Source organism: Bradyrhizobium sp. SZCCHNR1043, assembly GCF_032489675.1.
Lineage (GTDB): Bacteria > Pseudomonadota > Alphaproteobacteria > Rhizobiales > Xanthobacteraceae > Bradyrhizobium.
Genome location: NZ_JAUEYN010000002.1, coordinates 223,102 through 242,480, shown reverse-complemented (window position 1 = coordinate 242,480; position 19,379 = coordinate 223,102). Strand labels below are relative to the sequence as shown.

Below are 19,379 nucleotides of genomic sequence, written 5' to 3'. Positions count from 1 at the left end.
CCGAGAGAGGCGACATGGCTGTATAGGAGAGCGCGCGCAGCGCGACAATTGCGCGGACAGCGGTGCGTGCCGCGCTGCTCATGCCGCTGGTGCAGGGCTTCTACTTGAGCGGAACTTGCGCGCGCTCACCGCTCGTCGGCGATCACTTTGCCATCGTTGGGCAGCGTGCCTGGCGCGACCAGCTCGACTTGGCCGCTGAGCTTGGTGACGCTGCGCAGGCTGGCGGCCAGCGCCTCTTGCAGGTCGGCTGCGGGCGCCGCGCACTCGGCCTTCAGCGTCATCGCATCGGTCTCGCCGGCGCGGCTGACGACCAGCCGGAGGCGGCCGAACTCCGGATGGCGCTTGCCGATCTCGGCCACCTGCTCGGGGCGCACGAACATGCCCTTGATCTTCGTGGTCTGGTCGGCGCGCCCCATCCAGCCCTTGATCCGCATGTTGGTGCGGCCACACGGACTGAGACCCGGGAGGCCGGCGGTGAGATCGCCGAGTGCCAGGCGAATCCAAGGATGGTGGGGATCGAGCGAGGTGACGACGATCTCGCCGACATCGCCCTCCTGGACCGGATCGCCGGTGCCGGGCCGGACGATCTCGAGGATCAGGTCCTCGTTGACCACCATGCCCTCGCGTGCGGCGGTCTCGTAGGCGATGATGCCGAGATCGGCGGTGCCGAACGCCTGATAGGCGTCGATGCCGCGGGCCTTGATCTCGGCCTGCAGTGATGGCGGGAACGCCGCGCCCGACACCAGCGCGCGCTTGAGCGAGGAGACGTCGCGACCGGCGCTGGCGGCAGCATCGAGCAGGATCTTCAGGAAGTCCGGCGTGCCGCTGTAGCCGATCGGCCGGTAGGCCTCGATCAGCTCGAACTGCGCCTCGGTGTTCCCTGGCCCCGCCGGGATCACGGCGCAGCCGAGCGCGCGCGCCGAGGCATCGAAGATGAAGCCGCCCGGCGTCAGATGATAGCTGAAGGTGTTGAGCACGACATCGCCACTGCGGAAGCCCGAGGCGAACAGCGCGCGGGCGCCGCGCCAGGGATCGTTGTGCGCGGCCTCCGGCTCGAAGATCGGGCCGGGTGAGGTGAACAGGCGCGAGAACGCACCGGGCGTCTGCGCGACGAAGCCGCCGAATGGCGGCGCCGCCTTGTGCAGCGCCGGCAGCTCGGACTTGCGCAGCACCGGCAACTGCGCCAGCGCGGCGCGCGTCGTGATGTCCTGGGGATCGATGCCCTGCAGCAGCGCGGCATAGGCCGGCGCCTTCATCGCCGCGTGCAGCACGTCGGGCAGGCGGCCGAACAGATCCTGCTCGCGGGCTGCGGGATCACGGGTTTCGAGGGCGTCGTAGTGGGTCATCGTACCCAGTCCTTGAATCTTGCGGTCGTCATGCCCGGGCTTGTCCCGCGCATCCACGTCGTTCGTCGTTGCGGCTCGCGCGTGGATGGCCGGGTCAAGCCCGGCCATGACGAGGAGAGAGTTCGGCTACAGCCACCGCTTCCGCCGCTTGAAGCTCTTCAGGTTCTTGAAGCTCTTGCGCTGGTCGCCGGCGCCGCCGAGGTAGAACTCCTTGACGTCCTCATTGTCGCGCAAGCTGTCGGCGGTGCCGTCGAGCACCACCTTGCCCTGTTCCATGATGTAGCCGTGGCTGGCGACCGACAGCGCCGCGCGCGCGTTCTGTTCGACCAGCAGGATGGTGACGCCGAGATCGCGGTTGATCTCCTTGATGATCGCGAACACCTCCTTGACCAGCAGCGGCGACAGGCCCATCGACGGTTCGTCCATCAGGATCATCTTCGGCCGTGCCATCAGCGCCCGTCCGATCGCCAGCATCTGCTGCTCGCCGCCGGAGAGATAGCCCGCGAGGCCGGTGCGCTCCTTCAGCCGCGGGAAATAGTTGAACACCATCTCGATGTCGCTGTTGACCTCGCGATCGCTGCGCGTGAAGGCGCCGAGCTTGAGGTTCTCCAGCGAGGTCATGTCGGAGACGATGCGGCGTCCTTCCATCACCTGGAAGATGCCGCGACGGACGATCTTCTCCGGATCGATGCCGTCGATGCGCGCGCCGTCGAACATGATCTCGCCGCGCGTGACCTCGCCGTCCTCGGTCTTCAGCAGGCCAGAGATCGCCTTCAAGGTCGTCGACTTGCCCGCGCCGTTGGCGCCGAGCAGCGCGACGATCGCCCCCTTGGGCACGTCGAGGCTGAGGCCGCGCAGCACCAGGATGACGTCGTCATAGACGACCTCGATGTTGCGGACGGAGAGCAGGGGGGCGGGTGCCCCAGCAGTTGCGGCCGTCCGCAGATTTTCCAGTGTATCGGTCATGGCGACACTCTATCCGTCGTCATGCCCGGGCTTGACCCGGGCATCCACGCCTATCAGCGTGTGAAGCAAGACGTGGATGGCCGGGAGATTGTGCAAAGACGCGCTTCGCGCTTCTGCCCGGCCATGGCGCTGGTGTAAGGAACTACCACCCAGCCCATTCGGCTTTGCGCGGCAGCTCGATGGTCTTCACCTTCTCGAGCTTGATCACGCCCTTGGCCATGAGCTCGTTGAGGTCGCCATCCGTCGGACCCGTCACGCGCACGCGATAGAGGTCGACTTTCATGGTGCCGCGGTGGTCCTTCTCGGTCCAGGTCGAGGGGCTGCAGACGCCTTCCATCCCTGCGGGCACCCAGTCCTTCTTCTGGTAGAAGCCCTTGGCGACGTTCTCGCCGGTGGCGCCGCCGTTCTTCGCAGCCCACTCGATCGCCTCCTTCATGTAGAGCGACGAGCAGACTGCGGCGACGTAGTGCACCGGGCGGTAGACCTTGCCGGTCGGGTCGGACATCTTCGAGATTTCCTGCACCGTCTTCATGCCCGGCGCATCGCCGCCCCAGGCCACCGAGGTGCGCAGCGGAAAGACGACGCCGTTGGCGGCATCGCCCGCGGTCTTGGCGGCGTTCTCGTCCATGCCCCAGACGTTGGACAGGAACTGCACCTCGACGCCGGCATTCTTGCAGGCCTTCATCACCGAGATGTCGGAGGCCGCGGTGTTGCCCAGATAGGCGTAGTTGGCGCCGGAGCTCTTCAGGCTCAGGCACTGCGCGCTGTAGTCGCCGGGCGCCAGCGCGAACACCAGCGGCGGCAGCACCTCGAAGCCGAGCTCGGTGGCGAGCGCTTCGCCCGCGGCCTTCGGCGCGTTGGGATAGGGGTGGTTGGCGCCCATGTGGACGAATTTCGGCTTGCCCGGCTTGCCCTTGGCCTTCCAGTCCTCGGCCGCCCAGGTCAGCTCGGCGCGCAGCGCGTCCGAGTAGCTCGGGCCGTAGAAAAAGTTATACGGGGCGGGCTTGGCCTTGCCGCTGGTGCCTTCGGGGTCGGTCAGCGCGGCGGCGTAGGAGCCCGACATGTCAGGGATCTTGTCGTTGGCGAGGAAGCCGGTCAGCGCCTCGGTGTCCGCGGTGCCCCAGCCCATGATCGCCGCGACCTTGTTGTCCGGCGCCGACCACTTCTTGTACAGCGCGATCGCGCGCGGCACCTGGTAGCCATAGTCGTTGCTATCGACCGCGAGCTGCTTGCCGCCGATGCCGCCGTTCTTGTTGACCCAGGCGAAGCTGTCGACGACGGCCTGGCCATAGGGTGTACCGACGTCGGACGTGCCGCCCGACAGATCCTGCAGATGGCCGATCGCGATCTGCTGCGCCTGCGCCGTTGAAGCGAAGGCGCCTGCGAGCAGCGCGAGAGCCGCCGAGCCCAGCAATGATTTCATCGTCATAGTGCTTCCTCCTGTGGTGCGTTCGGGCCGGATTGTCGCCGGTCCCTGTTGGTTGAGTTCAATGTGAGAACGGATAGAGCTTCCAGTATGTCTTGATCTGTCGCCAGCGATGCGCCAACCCGTCCGGCTCGAACATCAGGAAGGCGATGATGATCAGGCCGATTGCGATCTCGCGCAAAAAAGTGATGTTGTTGTTGAGCGCGAGCGCCTTGTCGATGGCACTGCCCTTCAGATTGTGGCTGAGCCACTCCATCGATTCCGGCAGCAGCACGACGAACGCGGTCCCCATCAATGTGCCCATGACCGATCCGGTGCCGCCGATGATGATCATGGCCAGGAAGAGGATCGAGCGCTCGATGCCGAAACCCTCCTGCGAGATCACGAGCTGGTAATGCGCATAGAGCGCGCCGGCAATGCCGGCGAAGAAGGCGGCGAGGCCGAACGAGAGCGTGCGATATTTGGTCAGGTTGATGCCCATGATCTCGGCGGAGAGATAATGGTCGCGGATCGCGATCAGTGCGCGGCCGTCGCGGGTGCGCATCAGGTTGGTGACCAGGAGGTAGCAGGCCACGACATAGGCCAGCACGACATAGAAATATTGCCGGTCGCCGCGCAGCGTGTAGCCTAGAATCGAGAACGGATTGGCCGAGGCCGGCACCGATCCGCCGGAGAACCATTCGGCGCGGGAGAAGAAGTCGAGCAGGATATATTGCGCAGCGAGGGTGGCGATGACGAGATAGAGCCCCTTCAGCCGCGCCGCCGGTAGGCCGAAGATCAGCCCGACGAGGGCCGTGATCACGCCCGCGAGCGGGATCGCGAAGAACACCGGGATGGCATAGGTGTTGTTGATGTAGGCCGAGGTGAAGGCGCCGAGCAGGAAGAAGCCTGCCTGGCCGATCGAGATCTGGCCGGTGAAGCCGACCAGGATGTTGAGGCCAAGCGCCGCGATCGCAAAGATGCCGATCTGGATCGAGACCGACAGCCAGTATTCGGAGAACACCTGCGGCGCGAAGCACAACAGGATCACGCCCGCAATCGCGAAATTGCGGCTGGTTCTGGTCGGGAAGATCGTGGTGTCGGCCGCGTAGGAGGTGCGGAAGTCACCGGCGGGGATGGTGGAACGTGCGACCATGGCGGGCTCTATCTCGCCTGAGGCTTGAATTGCGTCATGGGCTCGCCCTTCTTTTTTGTTTGAGCATGATCGTTACCGAAAACGGCCTCCACTTTTCGGCGATCATGCTCATATCCGCTCGATGTCTTTGGTGCCGAACAGGCCGTAGGGCTTGATCATCAGGATGATGATCAGGACGTAGAACGGCGCGATCTCGTAGAGATTGCCCCAGTGCAGATACTGGCTGTCGACATATTGCGCGATGTTCTCCAAGAGGCCGATGATGATGCCGCCGAGCACGGCGCCGCCGACGGAGTCGAGGCCGCCGAGGATTGCCGCCGGAAACACCTTGATGCCGTAGGCCGACAGGCCGGAGGAGACGCCGTTGACCACGGCGACGACGACGCCGGCCACCGCTGAGACCGTGGCCGAGATCGCCCAGGCCATCGCGAACACGTTCTTCACGGAGATGCCGAGCGACTGCGCGACCTGCTGGTTGAAGGCGGTGGCCCGCATCGCAAGGCCGTATTTGGAAGCCTTGAAGAACCACGCCATGCCAAGCATCATCAGGACCGACACCACGAGGCTCATGACGTAGACCGTTTGGATTTGCAGTCCGAACAGGTCGACGGACGTGCTGGCGAACACCGGCGGGAACGGCTGCGGGTTGACGCCGAACATCCATTTCAGCGCTGCCTGGAATACGGTCGACAGACCGATCGTGACCATGATGACGGAGATGATGGGCTCGCCGATCATCGGCCGGAGGATCACGACCTGGATCGCGATGCCGAACGCGAACATGAAGACCAGCGTGAGTGGCATGCCCACCCAGAACGGCACTTGATATTTCGTCAGCAATGCCCAGCACACCCAGGCGCCGATCAGGAGCAGCTCGCCTTGCGCGAAATTGACGACCTGCGTCGCCTTGTAGATCAGCACGAACGACATCGCGACCACGCCGTAGAGCGTGCCGACCACGAGGCCGTTGACGAGGAGTTGGAGGAGGAAGGCGGTGTCCATGATCGGTCTCACTCGTCATCGCCGGGCTTGACCCGGCGATCCATCGCATCAGAGATTTTCGCAATAGGATGGATGCGCGGGTCGAGCCCGTGCATGACGATCTCATGTAACGGAAGACTCATCACTCCGCGGCCTCCGCCATGGGTCCATGGCCGCCGAGGTCGACGACCTTCAGCGTGGTGCGGATGCGCTGGGTGGTGCCGTCCTGGAAGCGGATGATGGTGTCCACCGGGATGTCCGGCTTGCCGCCATAGATTCCGTCGATGATGCCGGCGTATTTCTCGTTGATGACGCTGCGGCGGACTTTGCGGGTGCGGGTCAGCTCGCCGTCGTCGGCGTCGAGCTCCTTGTAGAGCAGGAGGAAGCGGGCGATGCGCTGCGCCGGGGGCAAGGTCGCGTTGACCGTTTCCACTTCCCGCTGCAGCAGCGCATAGACCTCGTTGCGCGAGGCGAGATCGGAGTAGGTGGTGAACGCGATGCGGTTCTTCTCCGCCCATTTCGAGATGATCGAGTAGCGGATGCAGATCATCGCCGCCAGATGCTCGCGGCCGGCACCGAGCACGACGGCTTCCGCAATGTAGGGCGAGAATTTCAGCTTGTTCTCGATATATTGCGGCGAGAAGCGTTCGCCGCGTGCGGTCTCGGCGAGATCCTTGATGCGGTCGATGACGACGAGCTGCTTCTCTCGGTTGAAATAGCCGGCATCGCCCGAGTGCATCCAACCGTCCTTGACGTCGGCGGTCGAGGCCTCCGGGTTCTTGTAGTAGCCCAAGAACATGTTCGGGTGGCGCACCAGGATCTCGCCGATGCCCTGGCTGTCGGGCTGGTCGATCTTGATCTCGATGTCCTGGGACATCGGCACGCCGGTCGTGTCGGGATCGACCTTGTCGTCGGGGTGCAGCGTGTAGGCCCCCAGCAGCTCGGTCTGGCCGTAGAGCGTGCGCAGGGGCACGCCCATGGCGCGGAAGAACTTGAACGTGTCGGGCCCGAGCGCGGCGCCGCCGGTGGCGGCCGAGCGCAGCCGGGTGAAGCCGAGCCGGTCGCGCAGCGCACGGAACAGCAGCAGATCGGCAAAGCTCGAATGCTGACCCTTCTCCAGCGCGGCGAGGCCGGTCGACATGCCCAGATGATAGAGCCGCTGCTTCAGCGGCGAGGCGTCCATGACGGCGGCACGAACGTCGGCCGCGATCTGCTCCCACACCCTTGGTGCGAACAGCACGAAGGTCGGCGCGATCTCGCGGAAGTCGTTCATCATCGTATCCGGCTCTTCGACGAAGTTGACCTTCATCCGGCAGAGCAGACCTTTGCCGAGCACATAGACCTGTTCCATGATCCAGGGCAGCGGCAGCACCGAGACGTATTCATCGTTGGGGCCCTTGGGATCGAAGCTGAGATAGGTGGCGCAGTGTTTCAGCACGCGCGCCGCCGAGAGCATCGCGAGCTTGGGATGCGATGTCGTGCCCGAGGTGGTGCAGAGGATCGCGACGTCATCGCCGTTTGTCGCATCGACCATGTGGTCGTAGAGGCCGGGCTCGCGCGCCGCTCTGTTGCGGCCGAGCTCGGCGAGCTTGTCGGCCGGCAGCAGCCGGGGATCGTCATATTTGCGCATGCCGCGCGGATCGGAATAGACGATGTGCTTGAGCGCCGGCACGCGGTCGGCGAGGTTCAAGAGCTTGTCGACCTGCTCCTCGTCCTCGGCGAAGACCAGCCGCGCCTCGCCATAGTTCAAGAGATAGGCGGCCTCGTCATCGAGCACGTCGCGATAGAGACCCAGGCTCAAGGCCCGGATCGCGTGGGTCGCGATTTCGGCAGCGACCCAGTCCGGCCGGTTGTCGCCGATGATTCCGATCACATCGTCCTTGCCGAGGCCGAGCTCCACCATGCCGAGCGCGAAATCGCGCACGCGCGCCTGGTAGTCGGCCCAGGTGAAGGTGCGCCACAGCCCGAGATTCTTCTCGCGCAGCGCAATCTCCTTGCCGTGCTCGCTTGCATTGAGGCGCAGCAGCTTCGGATAGGTGTCGGCCTGCCGGACGCGCCCTGCATAGTCCATCATGCCGCGTCCTCCGCGATGGACGGCGCCTCGTCGGGATCGACCAGCAGCTCGTCCTCCTCGCCGAGATAGGCGCGCTTGACGTGGGGATCGGCGAGCACGGCGGCCGGGTCGCCTTCGGCGATCTTGCGGCCGAAATCGAGCACCATGACGCGATGGGAGATGTCCATGACCACGCCCATGTCGTGCTCGATCATCACGACCGTCATGCCGAATTCCTCGTTGAGGTCGACGATGTAGCGCGCCATGTCCTCCTTCTCCTCGAAGTTCATGCCGGCCATCGGCTCGTCGAGAAGGATGAGATGCGGCTCGAGCGCCATCGCGCGCGCCAGCTCGACGCGCTTGCGCAAACCGTAGGAGAGGGTGCCGGCCGGCGCCTTGCGCACCGACTGCAGGTCGAGGAAGTCGATGATCTGCTCGACCTTCTCGCGATGCTTCAGCTCCTCGCGCCGCGCGCCGGTGAGCCAATACAGAGAGCCGGTGAGGAAATTGTTCTTCAAGAGGTGATGCCGCCCGACCATGATGTTGTCGAGCACGCTCATGTGGTGGAACAGCGCGAGGTTCTGGAAGGTGCGGCCGATGCCGATGTTGGCGCGTGCGCTCGGTGGCAGGCCGGTGATGTCGCGGCCGCGATGGAACAGGCGGCCCTCTGTCGGCTTGTAGCGGCCGGAGATGCAGTTGACGATCGAGGTCTTGCCGGCGCCGTTGGGGCCGATGATCGAGAACAGCTCGCCTTCGCGCACGCCGAAGCTGACGTCGGTCAGGGCTCTCACCCCACCGAAACGCAGCGAGACTCCGCGCGCTTCCAACGTATAGTCCAAGTCGTCCTCCCGAACTGTCTTCGGCGCTTGGCGCGCTCTTCAGGCATCGTGTCGTGCGACGTTAGGCTCGTCGCATCGGTTGCAATCCTATCCCGGGCATGAGTTCCGCGCCATCCGACGAATGACGGGCCACCCGAGCGGGTGCATTTTGCCGCATCTCAGGCGCGCGTCATCCCGTCCCAGGATGCGCGAGTCGAAGGCGGTGGTCCTCGATAGGGGAAAGCGCTATCAGGAACTGTCTTGCGCCTGACATTTCCCAGGCAAATTTCACCGCAGGATTGTTGCGATGCAATATGGTCGCCGAGAGCTTCGACGAGACGAGATGACGGCTTGATCTCTTCCGATACCCTTCTGCGCATCGCGCCATGGTCCTGCCATTTGAAGCCCGAGGAAATCGACACCGCCTCGTCCGGCATCGTCGAGCGTTCCTATGCGGCCAACGAGCACATCTTCGTTCGCGGCGACCCGTTCGAATACTGGACCGGTATCGTCACCGGTCTGGCACGCATGAGCACGGTGTCACGCGGCGGCAAGGCCACCACCTTCGCCGGCATGTCGGCGGGCGCCTGGTTCGGCGAGGGCAGCGTGCTGAAGAACGAGCCGCGCCGCTATGATGTCGTGGCGCTGCGCGATACGCGCGTCGCGCTGATGGAGCGGCCGACCTTCATGTGGCTGTTCGAGAACAGCGTCGGCTTCAACCGATTCCTCGTCACCCAGCTCAACGAGCGGCTCGGCCAGTTCATCGGCCTGGTCGAAGTCGGCCGCACGCTGGATGCGACGGCGCGGCTCGCCCGCAGCATCGCTTCGCTGTTCAACCCGATCCTCTACCCGAATACGACCCGTCACCTGGAGATCACCCAGGAGGAGATTGGCGCGCTCTCGGGCCTGTCGCGGCAGAATGCCAATCAATGCCTGAAGACGCTGGAGCGCGAAGGCCTGCTGCGCGTGGAATATGGCGGAGTGACGGTCATCGATCTCGACCGCCTGCGCTGTTACGGGGATTAGATTCCGCTTTTCGCAGGCCCCTTCAGGGTCTATCCGGCGCTGGTTCGTCGTTGAGCTTGACCCGCGGCCTCGGCTGTGGACTGCTCACCGGGAACTCCGGCCTTGAAGGGCCGAGACGGTGTTGGAGTGAGTATGGCGGGGCAGGATTGCAGCGGTCGCGTGGCGCTGATTACGGGCGTCACCGGCCAGGATGGCGCTTATTTGGCCGAATATCTGCTCGGCCTCGGCTACACCGTGCACGGCATCAAGCGGCGGTCGTCATCCTTCAATACCGCGCGGGTCGATCATCTTTACCAGGATCCGCACGAAGGCAACGTGCCGTTCCTGCTGCATTACGGCGACATGACCGATTCCACCAACCTGATCCGGCTGGTGCAGCAGATCCGCCCCGACGAGATCTACAATCTCGCCGCCCAGAGCCATGTCGGCGTCAGCTTCGAGAGCCCGGAATACACGGCCAATGCCGATGCGCTCGGGGTTCTGCGCTTGTTGGAAGCCATTCGCATTCTCGGCATGGAGAAGCAGACGCGCTTCTACCAGGCCTCGACCTCGGAGCTGTACGGTCTGGTGCAGGAGATCCCGCAGCGGGAGACCACGCCGTTCTATCCGCGCTCGCCCTACGGCTGCGCCAAGCTCTATGGCTACTGGATCACCGTGAACTATCGCGAGGCCTATGGGATGTTCGCCTGCAACGGCATCCTGTTCAACCATGAGAGCCCGATCCGTGGCGAGACCTTCGTGACCCGCAAGATCACCCGCGGCGTCGCCCGCATCGAGATTGGCCTGGAGGAGACGATCTATCTCGGCAATCTCGAGGCCAAGCGCGACTGGGGCCATGCCCGCGATTATGTCGAGGGCATGCATCGCATCCTGCAGGCCGATACGCCCGACGATTTTGTGCTGGCGACCGGTGAGGCCCATTCGGTGCGCGAGCTGGTCGAGCTCGCCTTCGCCGAGGTCGATCGCCGCATCGAATGGCGCGGCGAGGGGGTCGAGGAGACCGGGATCGACGCTAAGTCCGGCAAGGCGGTGGTGCGGATCGACCCGACCTATTTCCGCCCGACCGAGGTCGACCTCTTGATCGGCGATTGCAGCAAGGCGCGCGACAAGCTCGGCTGGAAACCGAGGACGAGCTTCGCCGAGCTGGTCAAGGAAATGGTCGCCAGCGATCTATGCGCCGCACGGCGGGAGGCGAGCATTGGCAACGTTTGATCTCGGCGGCAAGCGTGTCTTCGTCGCGGGCCATCGCGGCATGGTCGGCAGCGCGCTGGTGCGGCGGCTGGCGAGCGAAGGCGTCGAGCTGCTGACGGTGCCGCGCGGCGAGGTCGATCTGCGCGATCAGGCGGCCGTGTTCGCCTGGTTTGCCCTCGCCAGGCCGCAGGTCGTGTTCCTCGCTGCGGCGAAGGTCGGCGGCATCGTCGCCAACAACACGCTACGCGCCGAGTTCATTTACGACAACATCGCGATTGCTGCCAATGTCATCCACGCCGCGCACCTGAACGGCGCCGAGAAGCTGATGTTTCTCGGCTCGTCCTGCATCTATCCCAAGCTCGCCCCCCAGCCGTTGCGCGAGGACGCCATGCTGACCGGGCCGCTGGAGCCGACCAATGAGCCCTATGCGATCGCCAAGATCGCCGGCATCAAGATGGTCGAGGCCTATCGCAGCCAGTACAGCGCCGACTTCATCAACGTGATGCCGACCAATCTCTATGGTCCCGGCGACAACTACCATCCCGAATACAGCCACGTCGTCGCGGCGCTGATCCGCCGCTTCCACGAGGCCAGGCTTGCGGGTGCCGGCGAGGTCGTGGTCTGGGGCACCGGCACGCCGCGCCGCGAATTCCTTTATGTCGACGACATGGCGGATGCCTGCGTGCATCTGATGAAGACCTATTCGGATTCGGAGCTGGTCAACATCGGCACCGGCGAGGACATCACGATCGCCGATTTCGCACGCGTCGTTGCAGCGGCCGTCGGCTACACAGGAGCCATCGGCTTCGATACCTCGAGGCCCGACGGCACGCCGCGCAAGTTGCTCGACGTGTCGCGGCTCGCGAAGCTCGGCTGGCGCGCCACGACCTCGCTTCAGGACGGCATCGCGCGCGCGTATCAGTCGTTCCTCACGGAGACGGGGCACGGCGCAGCGTAACGTCCGTCCTTGCGAGCCGCGGCAGCGTCGAAGCCGTCCAGGACCGAACGTGAGACGACGCTGACTTGCTCCGCGACCCCCTGTCATTCGGCCGCGCGTCCCTCGGCGGCTCCTTGCACAGCCCCTATCTTGCTGCGCACCGCCTTGATCTCGCGCACCGGCGACGAGCCGAACATCCGGCCGTATTCGCGCGTGAACTGCGGCACACTCTCATAGCCGACGGCAAAGGCCGCGCTGCCTGCGGTCATGCCCTCCGCCAGCATAAGCCGTCGCGCCTCGATCAGCCGAAGCTGCTTCTGGAACTGGAGCGGCGACAGTGAGGTGAGGCTGCGGAAGTGCTGGTGGAATGACGACGGGCTCATGCCCGCGACGGCCGCCAATTGCTCGACCCGCAAGGGCCGTGCAAACTCGGTGCGCAGCACGGCCACTGCGCGTGCGATACGCTGCGCGTGGCCATCCGGCCAGCCGAGACGACGGATCGCCGTTCCATGCCGGCCGGTCAACAGCCAGTAGTGCATCTCGCGCAACAACTGTCCCCGCAGCACCGGTATCGATTCCGGACGATCGAGCAAGCGCATCAGACGTAGTGCAGCGTCGGCCACCTCGCGATCGGTCGGGTCGACTCGGACCGGCGCCTGGTCGTCTCCGCCGGCGTCATCCATCTGTGCCGAGAGATCGGTGAGAATCGCCGGATCGAGCTCGAGCACGAGCGAGAGATAGGGCGCCGCGATGCTTGCGCGCGTGATCTGGCTGACGGTCGGCACGTCGGCCGTGATCAACAGCGAATCCCCAGCGGAAAAGCCGAAGCCCTGGCCGCCCATCATGACATGCTTGCTCCCCTGCACGACGAGGCAGACCAGCGGCCGCGAGATCGCGTAGAGGAGGCCGCTGGGCGCGGTCGCCCGTACGGTCATCAGGCCCGGGATTGGTGTTTGGCCAATACCGGCACCGTCGGCATGGGCTTCGGCGTGGCGGCCCACGGCGTGAAGGAGCGTGCTCATCATGGTCCGAGCCTAACCGGTCGACGCCGGCGATGCACCGCATTTTGGAGGATTAGGCAAGAAGCGGCGAGCTTCCGGCAACAAAGGCGCGCGCGCCTGGTCGATATCGGGGTGGTCAAGACCGCAGGAGTTCAGACCATGACCAAGATTGCTCTCGTGACCGGTTCGAGCCGAGGCCTCGGCCGCAACGCCGCGCTCAACATCGCCCGCCGCGGTGGCGACGTCGTCCTCACCTACCAGTCCAGAGTGGACGACGCTCACGCGGTCATGGCGGAGATCGCTGCGCTGGGCCGCAAGGCTGTCGCCTTGCAACTGGACACCGGTGACGTCGCAGGTTTCATGTCGTTTGCCGAGCGGCTGCGGACCGCGTTGCGCGACACCTGGGGCCGAGAGACGTTTGACCATCTCGTCAACAATGCCGGCCATGGCGACTATGCCTTGATCGGCCAGACCACTGAGGCGCAATTCGATCGCCTGGTCGACGTCCATTTCAAGGGCGTCTATTTCCTGACGCAGACATTGCTGCCATTGCTCGCCGATGGCGGCCGCATCGTCAACCTGTCCTCCGGCCTGACCCGTACGTCGTTTCCCGGTTACGCCGCCTATGCGGCGGTCAAAGGCGCGGTCGAGGTGCTGACCCGTTACATGGCGAAGGAATTGGGGGGCCGCGGGATCGCGGTCAACACGGTGGCGCCCGGCGCGATCGAGACCGATTTCGGCGGCGGGGTGGTTCGCGACAATCCCGAGATCAACAGGGTGTTTGCGGACATCACCGCGCTCGGCCGCGCCGGCCTGCCCGACGACATCGGGCCGATGATCGCGAGCCTGCTGTCGGAGGACAATCGCTGGGTCAACGCGCAGCGGATCGAAGTCTCGGGTGGACAAGGCATCTGAGACGAGCAAATCCGGGAGATCTCCCATGTCAGTTTCAGCAGGACCCGCCGGCACCATCGATCGGCTCTACGTGCTGGATGCCGGGCTCGCGGTCGCGCCTGATCGATCGGTTTATACGCCGGGACAGTGGGAGGGCGAACAGGTCACGTTGAGCTGCAATGCCTACCTGATCCATCGCGGCGGCGCCTGGATCATGTGGGATACCGGCATCGAGGATACGATCGCAGAGGAGGCCGGCGGCCGGATCATCGCCCACGGCATCAGGGGCGTCGTTGCGCGCCCGATCGTCAGCCAACTCGCCGATATCGGACTTGTGCCCGAGGATGTGGCGACGGTCATTCTGTCTCATGCGCATTTCGACCATGTCGGCAATGCGCGGCTGTTCGCGCATGCCACGTGGCACATCCAGCGGGACGAGCATCGGGCGATGTTCGGTCCCGACTATCGACAGCATGGCTATGTGCCTTTGCTTTATGAATGCCTGAGGCAGGCAAAGGTCGAACTGATGGACGGAGACCATGACATGTTCGGTGATGGTTCGATCCGTGTGATCGCGACCTCAGGACATACGCCAGGGCACAGTTCGCTGCTGGTCCGGCTCGCGAACACCGGGCCGATCCTGCTGTCAGGCGACGTTGCGCATGACCGCTACAACATGGAGCATCGCCGCGTGCCGACCATGAACGCCGATGCGGAGCAGTCGCAACGATCGATGGCGCGCGTCGATGCCGTCGTTCGGGCCGAGGGGGCGCAGCTCTGGATCAACCACGATATCGTGCAGAATGCGACGATCGCACACGCGCCGTCCTACTTCGATTGAGTTCCGGGCCGTTCAGCTCGTCGCCGTCCGCGGCGGCTTTCCACTGAGCGCCACCGCCATGGCCGAGATCAGCGGTTTCATGAAATAGGCCTCGCCCGCGGGCGTGATCGTCGGCGCAACGCCATGGGCATGCAGCTCCTCGGTGACCACAGGCCCCACGGAGGCGATCGGCGTGCGCGCCAGTCCCTGGCGCAGGCGGTCTTCGACGCCATGTGCCTTGGCGACGTCGAACAGCCGCCGCGGCTGACCCGAACTCGTCAGCGCGATCGCATCGACATGGCCGGCGATCATCTCGTCGATCGCGATGAGGATATTCGCATCCGCGGCCTTGGCGTCGTAGACGTAGGGCAGCACCGGATCGACCTCGGCGCCCGCGGCCGCGATGGCGCCGATCAGCGCCGCATGATCCTTGTCGGGATAGAGCTGGAGGCCGAGCCGGTGGCCTTTGAGGTCGAAGCGCGCCAACAATTCGGCGACGCCTTCCGACGTCGGCTTCTCGGTCGTGACCTGCGGCTCGAGCCCGAGCTCGCGCAAGGCGCGGCCCGGCTTGGGGCCGCGGGTGAACTTGCGGGCCTTGCGAAGCGCCGCGATGAATTCGGTCTCGAGCCCGATTCTCCGCACCACCGTCATCAACCGCCGCAGGCCTTCTCCGGTCATCAGCACGAGATCATCCAACGGCCGTTCGATGCAGCGGCGGATCCAGGCCTCGATCGGCGCGGGGTCCGGCGCATCCTGGATCGTGAACATCGGACATTGCAGCACGTCGGCGCCTTGCTCGGCGAGCAGCCGCGAGAACTGCGCCTCCTCGCGGGTTTCCAGGATCAGGATGCGGTTGCCGGTCAGCCTGTCAGCCATGGCGATGCTCGAAGTTTGAGAGTTGATGTTTTGTTCATCCTGCCCCCGCGCCGAGCGTTGGCGCAAGGGCGTGGAGGGTGATAGAGCAGGGCCCGAACGGGCGCCAAGCCTGCCGCATCATTCATCCTCACATCATCCGCCCGGTACGTCATCGCCATGTCCGACCACCAGTATGTCCTGACCCTGTCCTGCCCGGATCGTCCCGGGATCGTCTCGGCCGTCTCGACCTTCCTCGCCCACAATGGCCAGAACATCCTCGATGCCCAGCAGTTCGGCGACTTCGAGACGGGTCACTTCTTCATGCGGGTGGTGTTCACGGCCGCCGATCTCGCCGTCAACCTGCCGGCGCTGCAGACCGGCTTCGCCGCGATCGCCGAGCGCTTTGCGATGGACTGGCAGATGCGCGACCGCGCCGGGCAGCGCCGGGTGATGCTGCTGGTGTCGAAGTTCGACCATTGTCTGGTCGACATCCTCTATCGCTGGCGCACCCGCGACCTCGCGATGATTCCGACCGCCATCGTCTCCAACCATCCGCGGGAGACCTATGCCGGGCTCGATTTCGGCGACATCCCGTTCCACCACATGCCGGTGACCAAGGACACCAAGCGCGACCAGGAGCAGGCGATCCTGAAGCTGGTCGATGAGACGAAGACCGATCTCGTCGTGCTGGCGCGCTACATGCAGATCCTGTCGGACGAGATGTCGGCGAGCCTGTCGGGCCGCTGCATCAACATCCATCATTCGTTCCTGCCGGGCTTCAAGGGCGCAAAACCCTATCACCAGGCCTATGAGCGCGGCGTCAAGCTGATCGGCGCCACAGCTCACTACGTGACCCGGGATCTCGATGAGGGTCCGATCATCGACCAGGATGTCGAGCGCATCAGCCATCGCGACACGCCGGAGGACCTCGTGCGCAAGGGCCGCGACATCGAGCGGCGCGTGCTGGCGCGGGCGATCCGCTATCACCTCGAGGATCGCGTCATCCTCAACGGGCGCAAGACCGTCGTCTTCATGGATTGATGTCGCAACCGCCCGTCAGCGGCCGGGGACGGTCGCCTGCGCGTTGGCGTTCGACTGCGTCTCCTTGTCGCGTTCGGCGGCCGGCATCTGCCGCTGCCGCTCGCGCTCCTGCATGAAACGGTCGTATTCCGGGGTTCCTGGACGGGGCGGCGCACCGGCCGGCAGGCCGCCGGCCCATTGCGGCATCAGATCGCCCATCCCCGCGCCGACCTTCTCATTGATCGACGAGCAGCCGGCGAGGATCGGCCCGGCCACGGCCAGAAGCATCGTTGCGGCCGGAAAGAGCCTGGTCCGAGGGTGGCGTCTGGCCAGCATTGATGGGGGACCTTTCGTGCTGCGGGCGACCCGCGGCCCGGACCCTAACGATTTGCCATCAATTGGTAAAATTTGGCCGTTCGATGATGTCGGTATTAATATACCAATCACGGATTGGTGGTCCGTTGCGGAAACCTACCGTTCACGAAGCCTCCCATGATCGCCATTGACAACGGGGTCCCGAGTCCGCAGCGATGCGCCCGCGATATCGTGAACGAGATCGCACGGTTAAGACAACAATGGCCGGGGGCTGCGGTCCTGATCCGACCAGGGAGGTAGTTTCAATGTTCGTGCGAAGCAAGACACTGACGCTCGCCAGTGCGGCTCTTGCCGCGGCTGCGCTCGCGTCCGGTGCGGCGCGGGCCGAAGACGCATTCAAGATCGGCTTGATCGTGCCGATGACCGGCGGCCAGGCGTCGACCGGCAAGCAGATCGACAATGCCATCAAGCTCTATATGCAGCAGAACGGCGACACCGTCGCCGGCAAGAAGATCCAGGTCATCCTCAAGGACGACGCCGCGCTGCCCGACAACACCAAGCGTCTGGCGCAGGAGCTGATCGTCAACGACAAGGTCAACGTGATCGCCGGCTTCGGCGTGACGCCGGCGGCCTTCGCCGCCGCGCCGCTTGCCACCCAGGGCAAGATTCCGGAAATCGTCATGGCCGCCGGCACCTCCATCATCACCGAGAAGTCGCCGTACATCGTCCGCACCAGCTTCACCCTGCCGCAGTCCTCCACCATCATCGGCGACTGGGCGGTCAAGAACGGCATCAAGAAGGTCGCCACCCTGACCTCGGACTACGCGCCGGGCAACGACGCGCTGGCCTCGTTCAAGGAGCATTTCACCGCCGGCGGCGGCGAGATCGTCGAGGAAATCAAGGTTCCGCTGGCGAACCCCGACTTCGCTCCCTTCCTGCAGCGCATGAAGGACGCCAAGCCGGACGCCATGTTCGTGTTCGTGCCGGCCGGCCAGGGCGGCAACTTCATGAAGCAATATGCCGAGCGCGGCCTCGACAAGAGCGGCATCAAGGTGATCGGACCGGGTGACGTCACCGACGACGACCTGCTCAACGACATGGGCGACGCCGTGCTCGGCGCCGTCACCGCGCACATCTATTCGGCGGCGCATCCGTCGGCGAAGAACAAGGAGTTCGTCGCGGCCTACAAGAAGGCGTTCAACAGCCGTCCAGGCTTCATGGCGGTCGGTGGCTACGACGGCATCCATCTGATCTACGAGGCGCTGAAGAAGACCGGTGGCAAGACCGACGGCGATTCCCTGATTGCTGCGATGAAGGGCATGGCCTGGGAGAGCCCGCGCGGTCCCATCTCGATCGATCCGGAGACGCGCGACATCGTTCAGAACGTCTACATCCGCAAGGTCGAGAAGGTCGACGGCGAGCTCTACAACGTCGAGTTCCAGACCTTCGACGCCGTCAAGGATCCGGGCAAGGCCAAGAAGTGACGCGATAGGCGTCATCTCAAGCGCGCACGGACCGTGCGCTCCCTCCCCCGCCTGCGGGGGAGGGCTGGGGTGGGGGCACCCCACGGCACGCGCGTCGTGTGGAGAGATTTCCCCCACCCGGATCACATCGTTCCGATGCGATCCGACCTCCCCCGCAAGCGGGAGAGGCGCAGACCGAGCAAGCGTTGTATGCATGCCCTTCGGATGAAGGGATGACCGGGGACTGAAACTCGACTCCATGACCGCCATCCTCACCAACCTGTTCGACGGCGTCGCTTATGGCATGCTGCTGTTCGTGCTGGCCTGCGGGCTCGCCGTGACGCTCGGCCTGATGAACTTCGTCAACCTCGCCCACGGCGCCTTCGCCATGGCCGGCGGCTATGTCTGCGCCGTGCTCGTCAACCGAATGGGATGGCCGTTCTTCGCAGCGCTGCCGCTGGCCTTCGTCGCGAGCGCCATGATCGGCGCGCTGCTGGAGCGGACACTCTATCAGCATCTCTATGCGCGCAGCCATCTCGACCAGGTGCTGTTCTCGATCGGACTCGTCTTCATGACGGTGGCCGCTGTCGACTACATCATGGGCTCCTCGCGAATCTTCATCAAGCTGCCGGACGTGCTGCAGGGCCAGTTCGACGTCTTCGGCGTCGGCATCGGCCGCTACCGGCTGATGATCATCGTGATATGCGGCCTGCTCACAGTGGGGCTGCAGCTGGTGCTCTCCAAGACGCGGTTCGGCAGCCGGCTGCGCGCCGCGGTCGATGATCCGCGCGCGGCGAGCGGCCTCGGCATCAACGTGCCGCAGGTGTTCGCCTTCACCTTCGCGTTCGGCTGCGGACTGGCCGGCCTCGGCGGCGCGCTCAGCGCCGAGATCCTCGGCCTCGATCCGTACTTCCCGCTCAAGTTCATGATCTACTTCCTGATTGTGGTCACCGTGGGCGGCTCGTCCTCGATCACCGGGCCGTTCCTGGCCTCGCTGCTGCTCGGCATCGGCGACGTCGCCGGCAAATATTACGTGCCGAAGCTTGGCCCTTTCGTCATCTACACCATCATGATCGTGATCCTGATCTGGCGCCCGAACGGTCTGTTCGGTCGCACGGCGACGCGGTGAGGA

General features: G+C 64.7%; 18 protein-coding genes. 8 read left to right on the top strand and 10 right to left on the bottom strand.

Annotation, left to right across the window (positions count from 1 at the left end; all coding sequences use genetic code 11):
* Positions 1-125: 125 nt before the first annotated feature.
* From QX039_RS03655 to QX039_RS03625, 7 genes are all read right to left on the bottom strand, one after another.
* Positions 126-1,346, bottom strand: a complete 1,221-nt coding sequence (locus QX039_RS03655; RefSeq protein ID WP_315739005.1) for a phenylacetate--CoA ligase family protein — start codon at positions 1,344-1,346, stop codon at positions 126-128.
* Between the two features lie 126 nt (positions 1,347-1,472).
* Positions 1,473-2,312: an ABC transporter ATP-binding protein gene (locus QX039_RS03650; protein ID WP_315739004.1), complete on the bottom strand. Its 840-nt coding sequence runs from the start codon at positions 2,310-2,312 to the stop codon at positions 1,473-1,475.
* Between the two features lie 142 nt (positions 2,313-2,454).
* Positions 2,455-3,741: an ABC transporter substrate-binding protein gene (locus tag QX039_RS03645; protein ID WP_315739002.1), complete on the bottom strand. Its 1,287-nt coding sequence runs from the start codon at positions 3,739-3,741 to the stop codon at positions 2,455-2,457.
* A gap of 58 nt (positions 3,742-3,799) precedes the next feature.
* Positions 3,800-4,873, bottom strand: a complete 1,074-nt coding sequence (locus QX039_RS03640; RefSeq protein ID WP_315771491.1) for a branched-chain amino acid ABC transporter permease — start codon at positions 4,871-4,873, stop codon at positions 3,800-3,802.
* A 108-nt stretch (positions 4,874-4,981) separates the two neighbouring features.
* Positions 4,982-5,875 (bottom strand): branched-chain amino acid ABC transporter permease, encoded by an 894-nt coding sequence (locus QX039_RS03635; RefSeq protein ID WP_315771489.1) that lies wholly within the window; start codon positions 5,873-5,875, stop codon positions 4,982-4,984.
* 121 nt (positions 5,876-5,996) lie between these two features.
* Positions 5,997-7,928 carry a long-chain fatty acid--CoA ligase gene (locus QX039_RS03630; RefSeq protein ID WP_315771487.1) on the bottom strand — a complete coding sequence of 644 codons (1,932 nt, stop codon included), beginning with the start codon at positions 7,926-7,928 and terminating at the stop codon, positions 5,997-5,999.
* On the bottom strand, positions 7,925-8,746 hold the full coding sequence (locus tag QX039_RS03625) for an ABC transporter ATP-binding protein (protein ID WP_315712912.1): 822 nt from the start codon (positions 8,744-8,746) through the stop codon (positions 7,925-7,927). Before QX039_RS03625 ends, QX039_RS03630 begins: the two co-directional genes overlap by 4 nt.
* A gap of 330 nt (positions 8,747-9,076) precedes the next feature.
* Here QX039_RS03625 and QX039_RS03620 point away from each other — a divergent pair, with 330 nt between their 5' ends.
* The 3 genes from QX039_RS03620 to QX039_RS03610 all read left to right on the top strand — a co-directional run bounded on the left by QX039_RS03620 (position 9,077) and on the right by QX039_RS03610 (position 11,900).
* On the top strand, positions 9,077-9,751 hold the full coding sequence (locus QX039_RS03620; protein ID WP_315771484.1) for a Crp/Fnr family transcriptional regulator: 675 nt from the start codon (positions 9,077-9,079) through the stop codon (positions 9,749-9,751).
* A 132-nt stretch (positions 9,752-9,883) separates the two neighbouring features.
* Positions 9,884-10,963 (top strand): GDP-mannose 4,6-dehydratase, encoded by a 1,080-nt coding sequence (gene gmd / locus QX039_RS03615; RefSeq protein WP_315771482.1) that lies wholly within the window; start codon positions 9,884-9,886, stop codon positions 10,961-10,963.
* On the top strand, positions 10,950-11,900 hold the full coding sequence (locus tag QX039_RS03610; protein WP_315771480.1) for a GDP-L-fucose synthase: 951 nt from the start codon (positions 10,950-10,952) through the stop codon (positions 11,898-11,900). Before gmd ends, QX039_RS03610 begins: the two co-directional genes overlap by 14 nt.
* An 83-nt stretch (positions 11,901-11,983) precedes the next feature.
* Here the strand turns inward: QX039_RS03610 and QX039_RS03605 are convergent, their stop codons facing one another.
* Positions 11,984-12,901, bottom strand: a complete 918-nt coding sequence (locus QX039_RS03605) for an AraC family transcriptional regulator (RefSeq protein ID WP_315771711.1) — start codon at positions 12,899-12,901, stop codon at positions 11,984-11,986.
* 138 nt (positions 12,902-13,039) lie between these two features.
* Between QX039_RS03605 and QX039_RS03600 the strand changes: the two genes are divergently transcribed.
* Both QX039_RS03600 and QX039_RS03595 read left to right on the top strand, forming a co-directional pair.
* On the top strand, positions 13,040-13,795 hold the full coding sequence (locus QX039_RS03600) for an SDR family NAD(P)-dependent oxidoreductase (protein WP_315771479.1): 756 nt from the start codon (positions 13,040-13,042) through the stop codon (positions 13,793-13,795).
* Positions 13,796-13,820: 25 nt separating this feature from the next.
* Positions 13,821-14,615: an N-acyl homoserine lactonase family protein gene (locus QX039_RS03595; protein WP_315738992.1), complete on the top strand. Its 795-nt coding sequence runs from the start codon at positions 13,821-13,823 to the stop codon at positions 14,613-14,615.
* Between the two features lie 12 nt (positions 14,616-14,627).
* On the opposite strand, the gene QX039_RS03590 is transcribed toward QX039_RS03595, so the two are convergent.
* Complete coding sequence (locus tag QX039_RS03590; protein ID WP_315771477.1) at positions 14,628-15,470, bottom strand: uroporphyrinogen-III synthase; 843 nt, start codon at positions 15,468-15,470, stop codon at positions 14,628-14,630.
* A 156-nt stretch (positions 15,471-15,626) separates the two neighbouring features.
* On the opposite strand from QX039_RS03590, the gene purU reads away from it, so the two are divergent.
* Complete coding sequence (purU, locus tag QX039_RS03585; protein WP_315738990.1) at positions 15,627-16,490, top strand: formyltetrahydrofolate deformylase; 864 nt, start codon at positions 15,627-15,629, stop codon at positions 16,488-16,490.
* 15 nt (positions 16,491-16,505) lie between these two features.
* On the opposite strand, the gene QX039_RS03580 is transcribed toward purU, so the two are convergent.
* Complete coding sequence (locus QX039_RS03580) at positions 16,506-16,757, bottom strand: hypothetical protein (RefSeq protein ID WP_315738989.1); 252 nt, start codon at positions 16,755-16,757, stop codon at positions 16,506-16,508.
* Between the two features lie 332 nt (positions 16,758-17,089).
* On the opposite strand from QX039_RS03580, the gene QX039_RS03575 reads away from it, so the two are divergent.
* Positions 17,090-18,268 (top strand): ABC transporter substrate-binding protein, encoded by a 1,179-nt coding sequence (locus QX039_RS03575; RefSeq protein WP_315771475.1) that lies wholly within the window; start codon positions 17,090-17,092, stop codon positions 18,266-18,268.
* A gap of 238 nt (positions 18,269-18,506) precedes the next feature.
* On the top strand, positions 18,507-19,376 hold the full coding sequence (locus tag QX039_RS03570; protein ID WP_315738988.1) for a branched-chain amino acid ABC transporter permease: 870 nt from the start codon (positions 18,507-18,509) through the stop codon (positions 19,374-19,376).
* Positions 19,377-19,379: the final 3 nt, after the last annotated feature.

What these genes read in the sequence shown, in the direction of transcription:
- QX039_RS03655 (WP_315739005.1), bottom strand. Translation starts at nt 1,346, where the DNA reads ATGACCCACTACGACGCCCTCGAAACCCGTGATCCCGCAGCCCGCGAG.
- QX039_RS03650 (WP_315739004.1), bottom strand. Translation starts at nt 2,312, where the DNA reads ATGACCGATACACTGGAAAATCTGCGGACGGCCGCAACTGCTGGGGCA.
- QX039_RS03645 (WP_315739002.1), bottom strand. Translation starts at nt 3,741, where the DNA reads ATGACGATGAAATCATTGCTGGGCTCGGCGGCTCTCGCGCTGCTCGCA.
- QX039_RS03640 (WP_315771491.1), bottom strand. Translation starts at nt 4,873, where the DNA reads ATGGTCGCACGTTCCACCATCCCCGCCGGTGACTTCCGCACCTCCTAC.
- QX039_RS03635 (WP_315771489.1), bottom strand. Translation starts at nt 5,875, where the DNA reads ATGGACACCGCCTTCCTCCTCCAACTCCTCGTCAACGGCCTCGTGGTC.
- QX039_RS03630 (WP_315771487.1), bottom strand. Translation starts at nt 7,928, where the DNA reads ATGATGGACTATGCAGGGCGCGTCCGGCAGGCCGACACCTATCCGAAG.
- gmd (WP_315771482.1), top strand. Translation starts at nt 9,884, where the DNA reads ATGGCGGGGCAGGATTGCAGCGGTCGCGTGGCGCTGATTACGGGCGTC.
- QX039_RS03605 (WP_315771711.1), bottom strand. Translation starts at nt 12,901, where the DNA reads ATGAGCACGCTCCTTCACGCCGTGGGCCGCCACGCCGAAGCCCATGCC.
- QX039_RS03600 (WP_315771479.1), top strand. Translation starts at nt 13,040, where the DNA reads ATGACCAAGATTGCTCTCGTGACCGGTTCGAGCCGAGGCCTCGGCCGC.
- QX039_RS03595 (WP_315738992.1), top strand. Translation starts at nt 13,821, where the DNA reads ATGTCAGTTTCAGCAGGACCCGCCGGCACCATCGATCGGCTCTACGTG.
- QX039_RS03590 (WP_315771477.1), bottom strand. Translation starts at nt 15,470, where the DNA reads ATGGCTGACAGGCTGACCGGCAACCGCATCCTGATCCTGGAAACCCGC.
- purU (WP_315738990.1), top strand. Translation starts at nt 15,627, where the DNA reads ATGTCCGACCACCAGTATGTCCTGACCCTGTCCTGCCCGGATCGTCCC.
- QX039_RS03580 (WP_315738989.1), bottom strand. Translation starts at nt 16,757, where the DNA reads ATGCTTCTGGCCGTGGCCGGGCCGATCCTCGCCGGCTGCTCGTCGATC.
- QX039_RS03575 (WP_315771475.1), top strand. Translation starts at nt 17,090, where the DNA reads ATGTTCGTGCGAAGCAAGACACTGACGCTCGCCAGTGCGGCTCTTGCC.
- QX039_RS03570 (WP_315738988.1), top strand. Translation starts at nt 18,507, where the DNA reads ATGACCGCCATCCTCACCAACCTGTTCGACGGCGTCGCTTATGGCATG.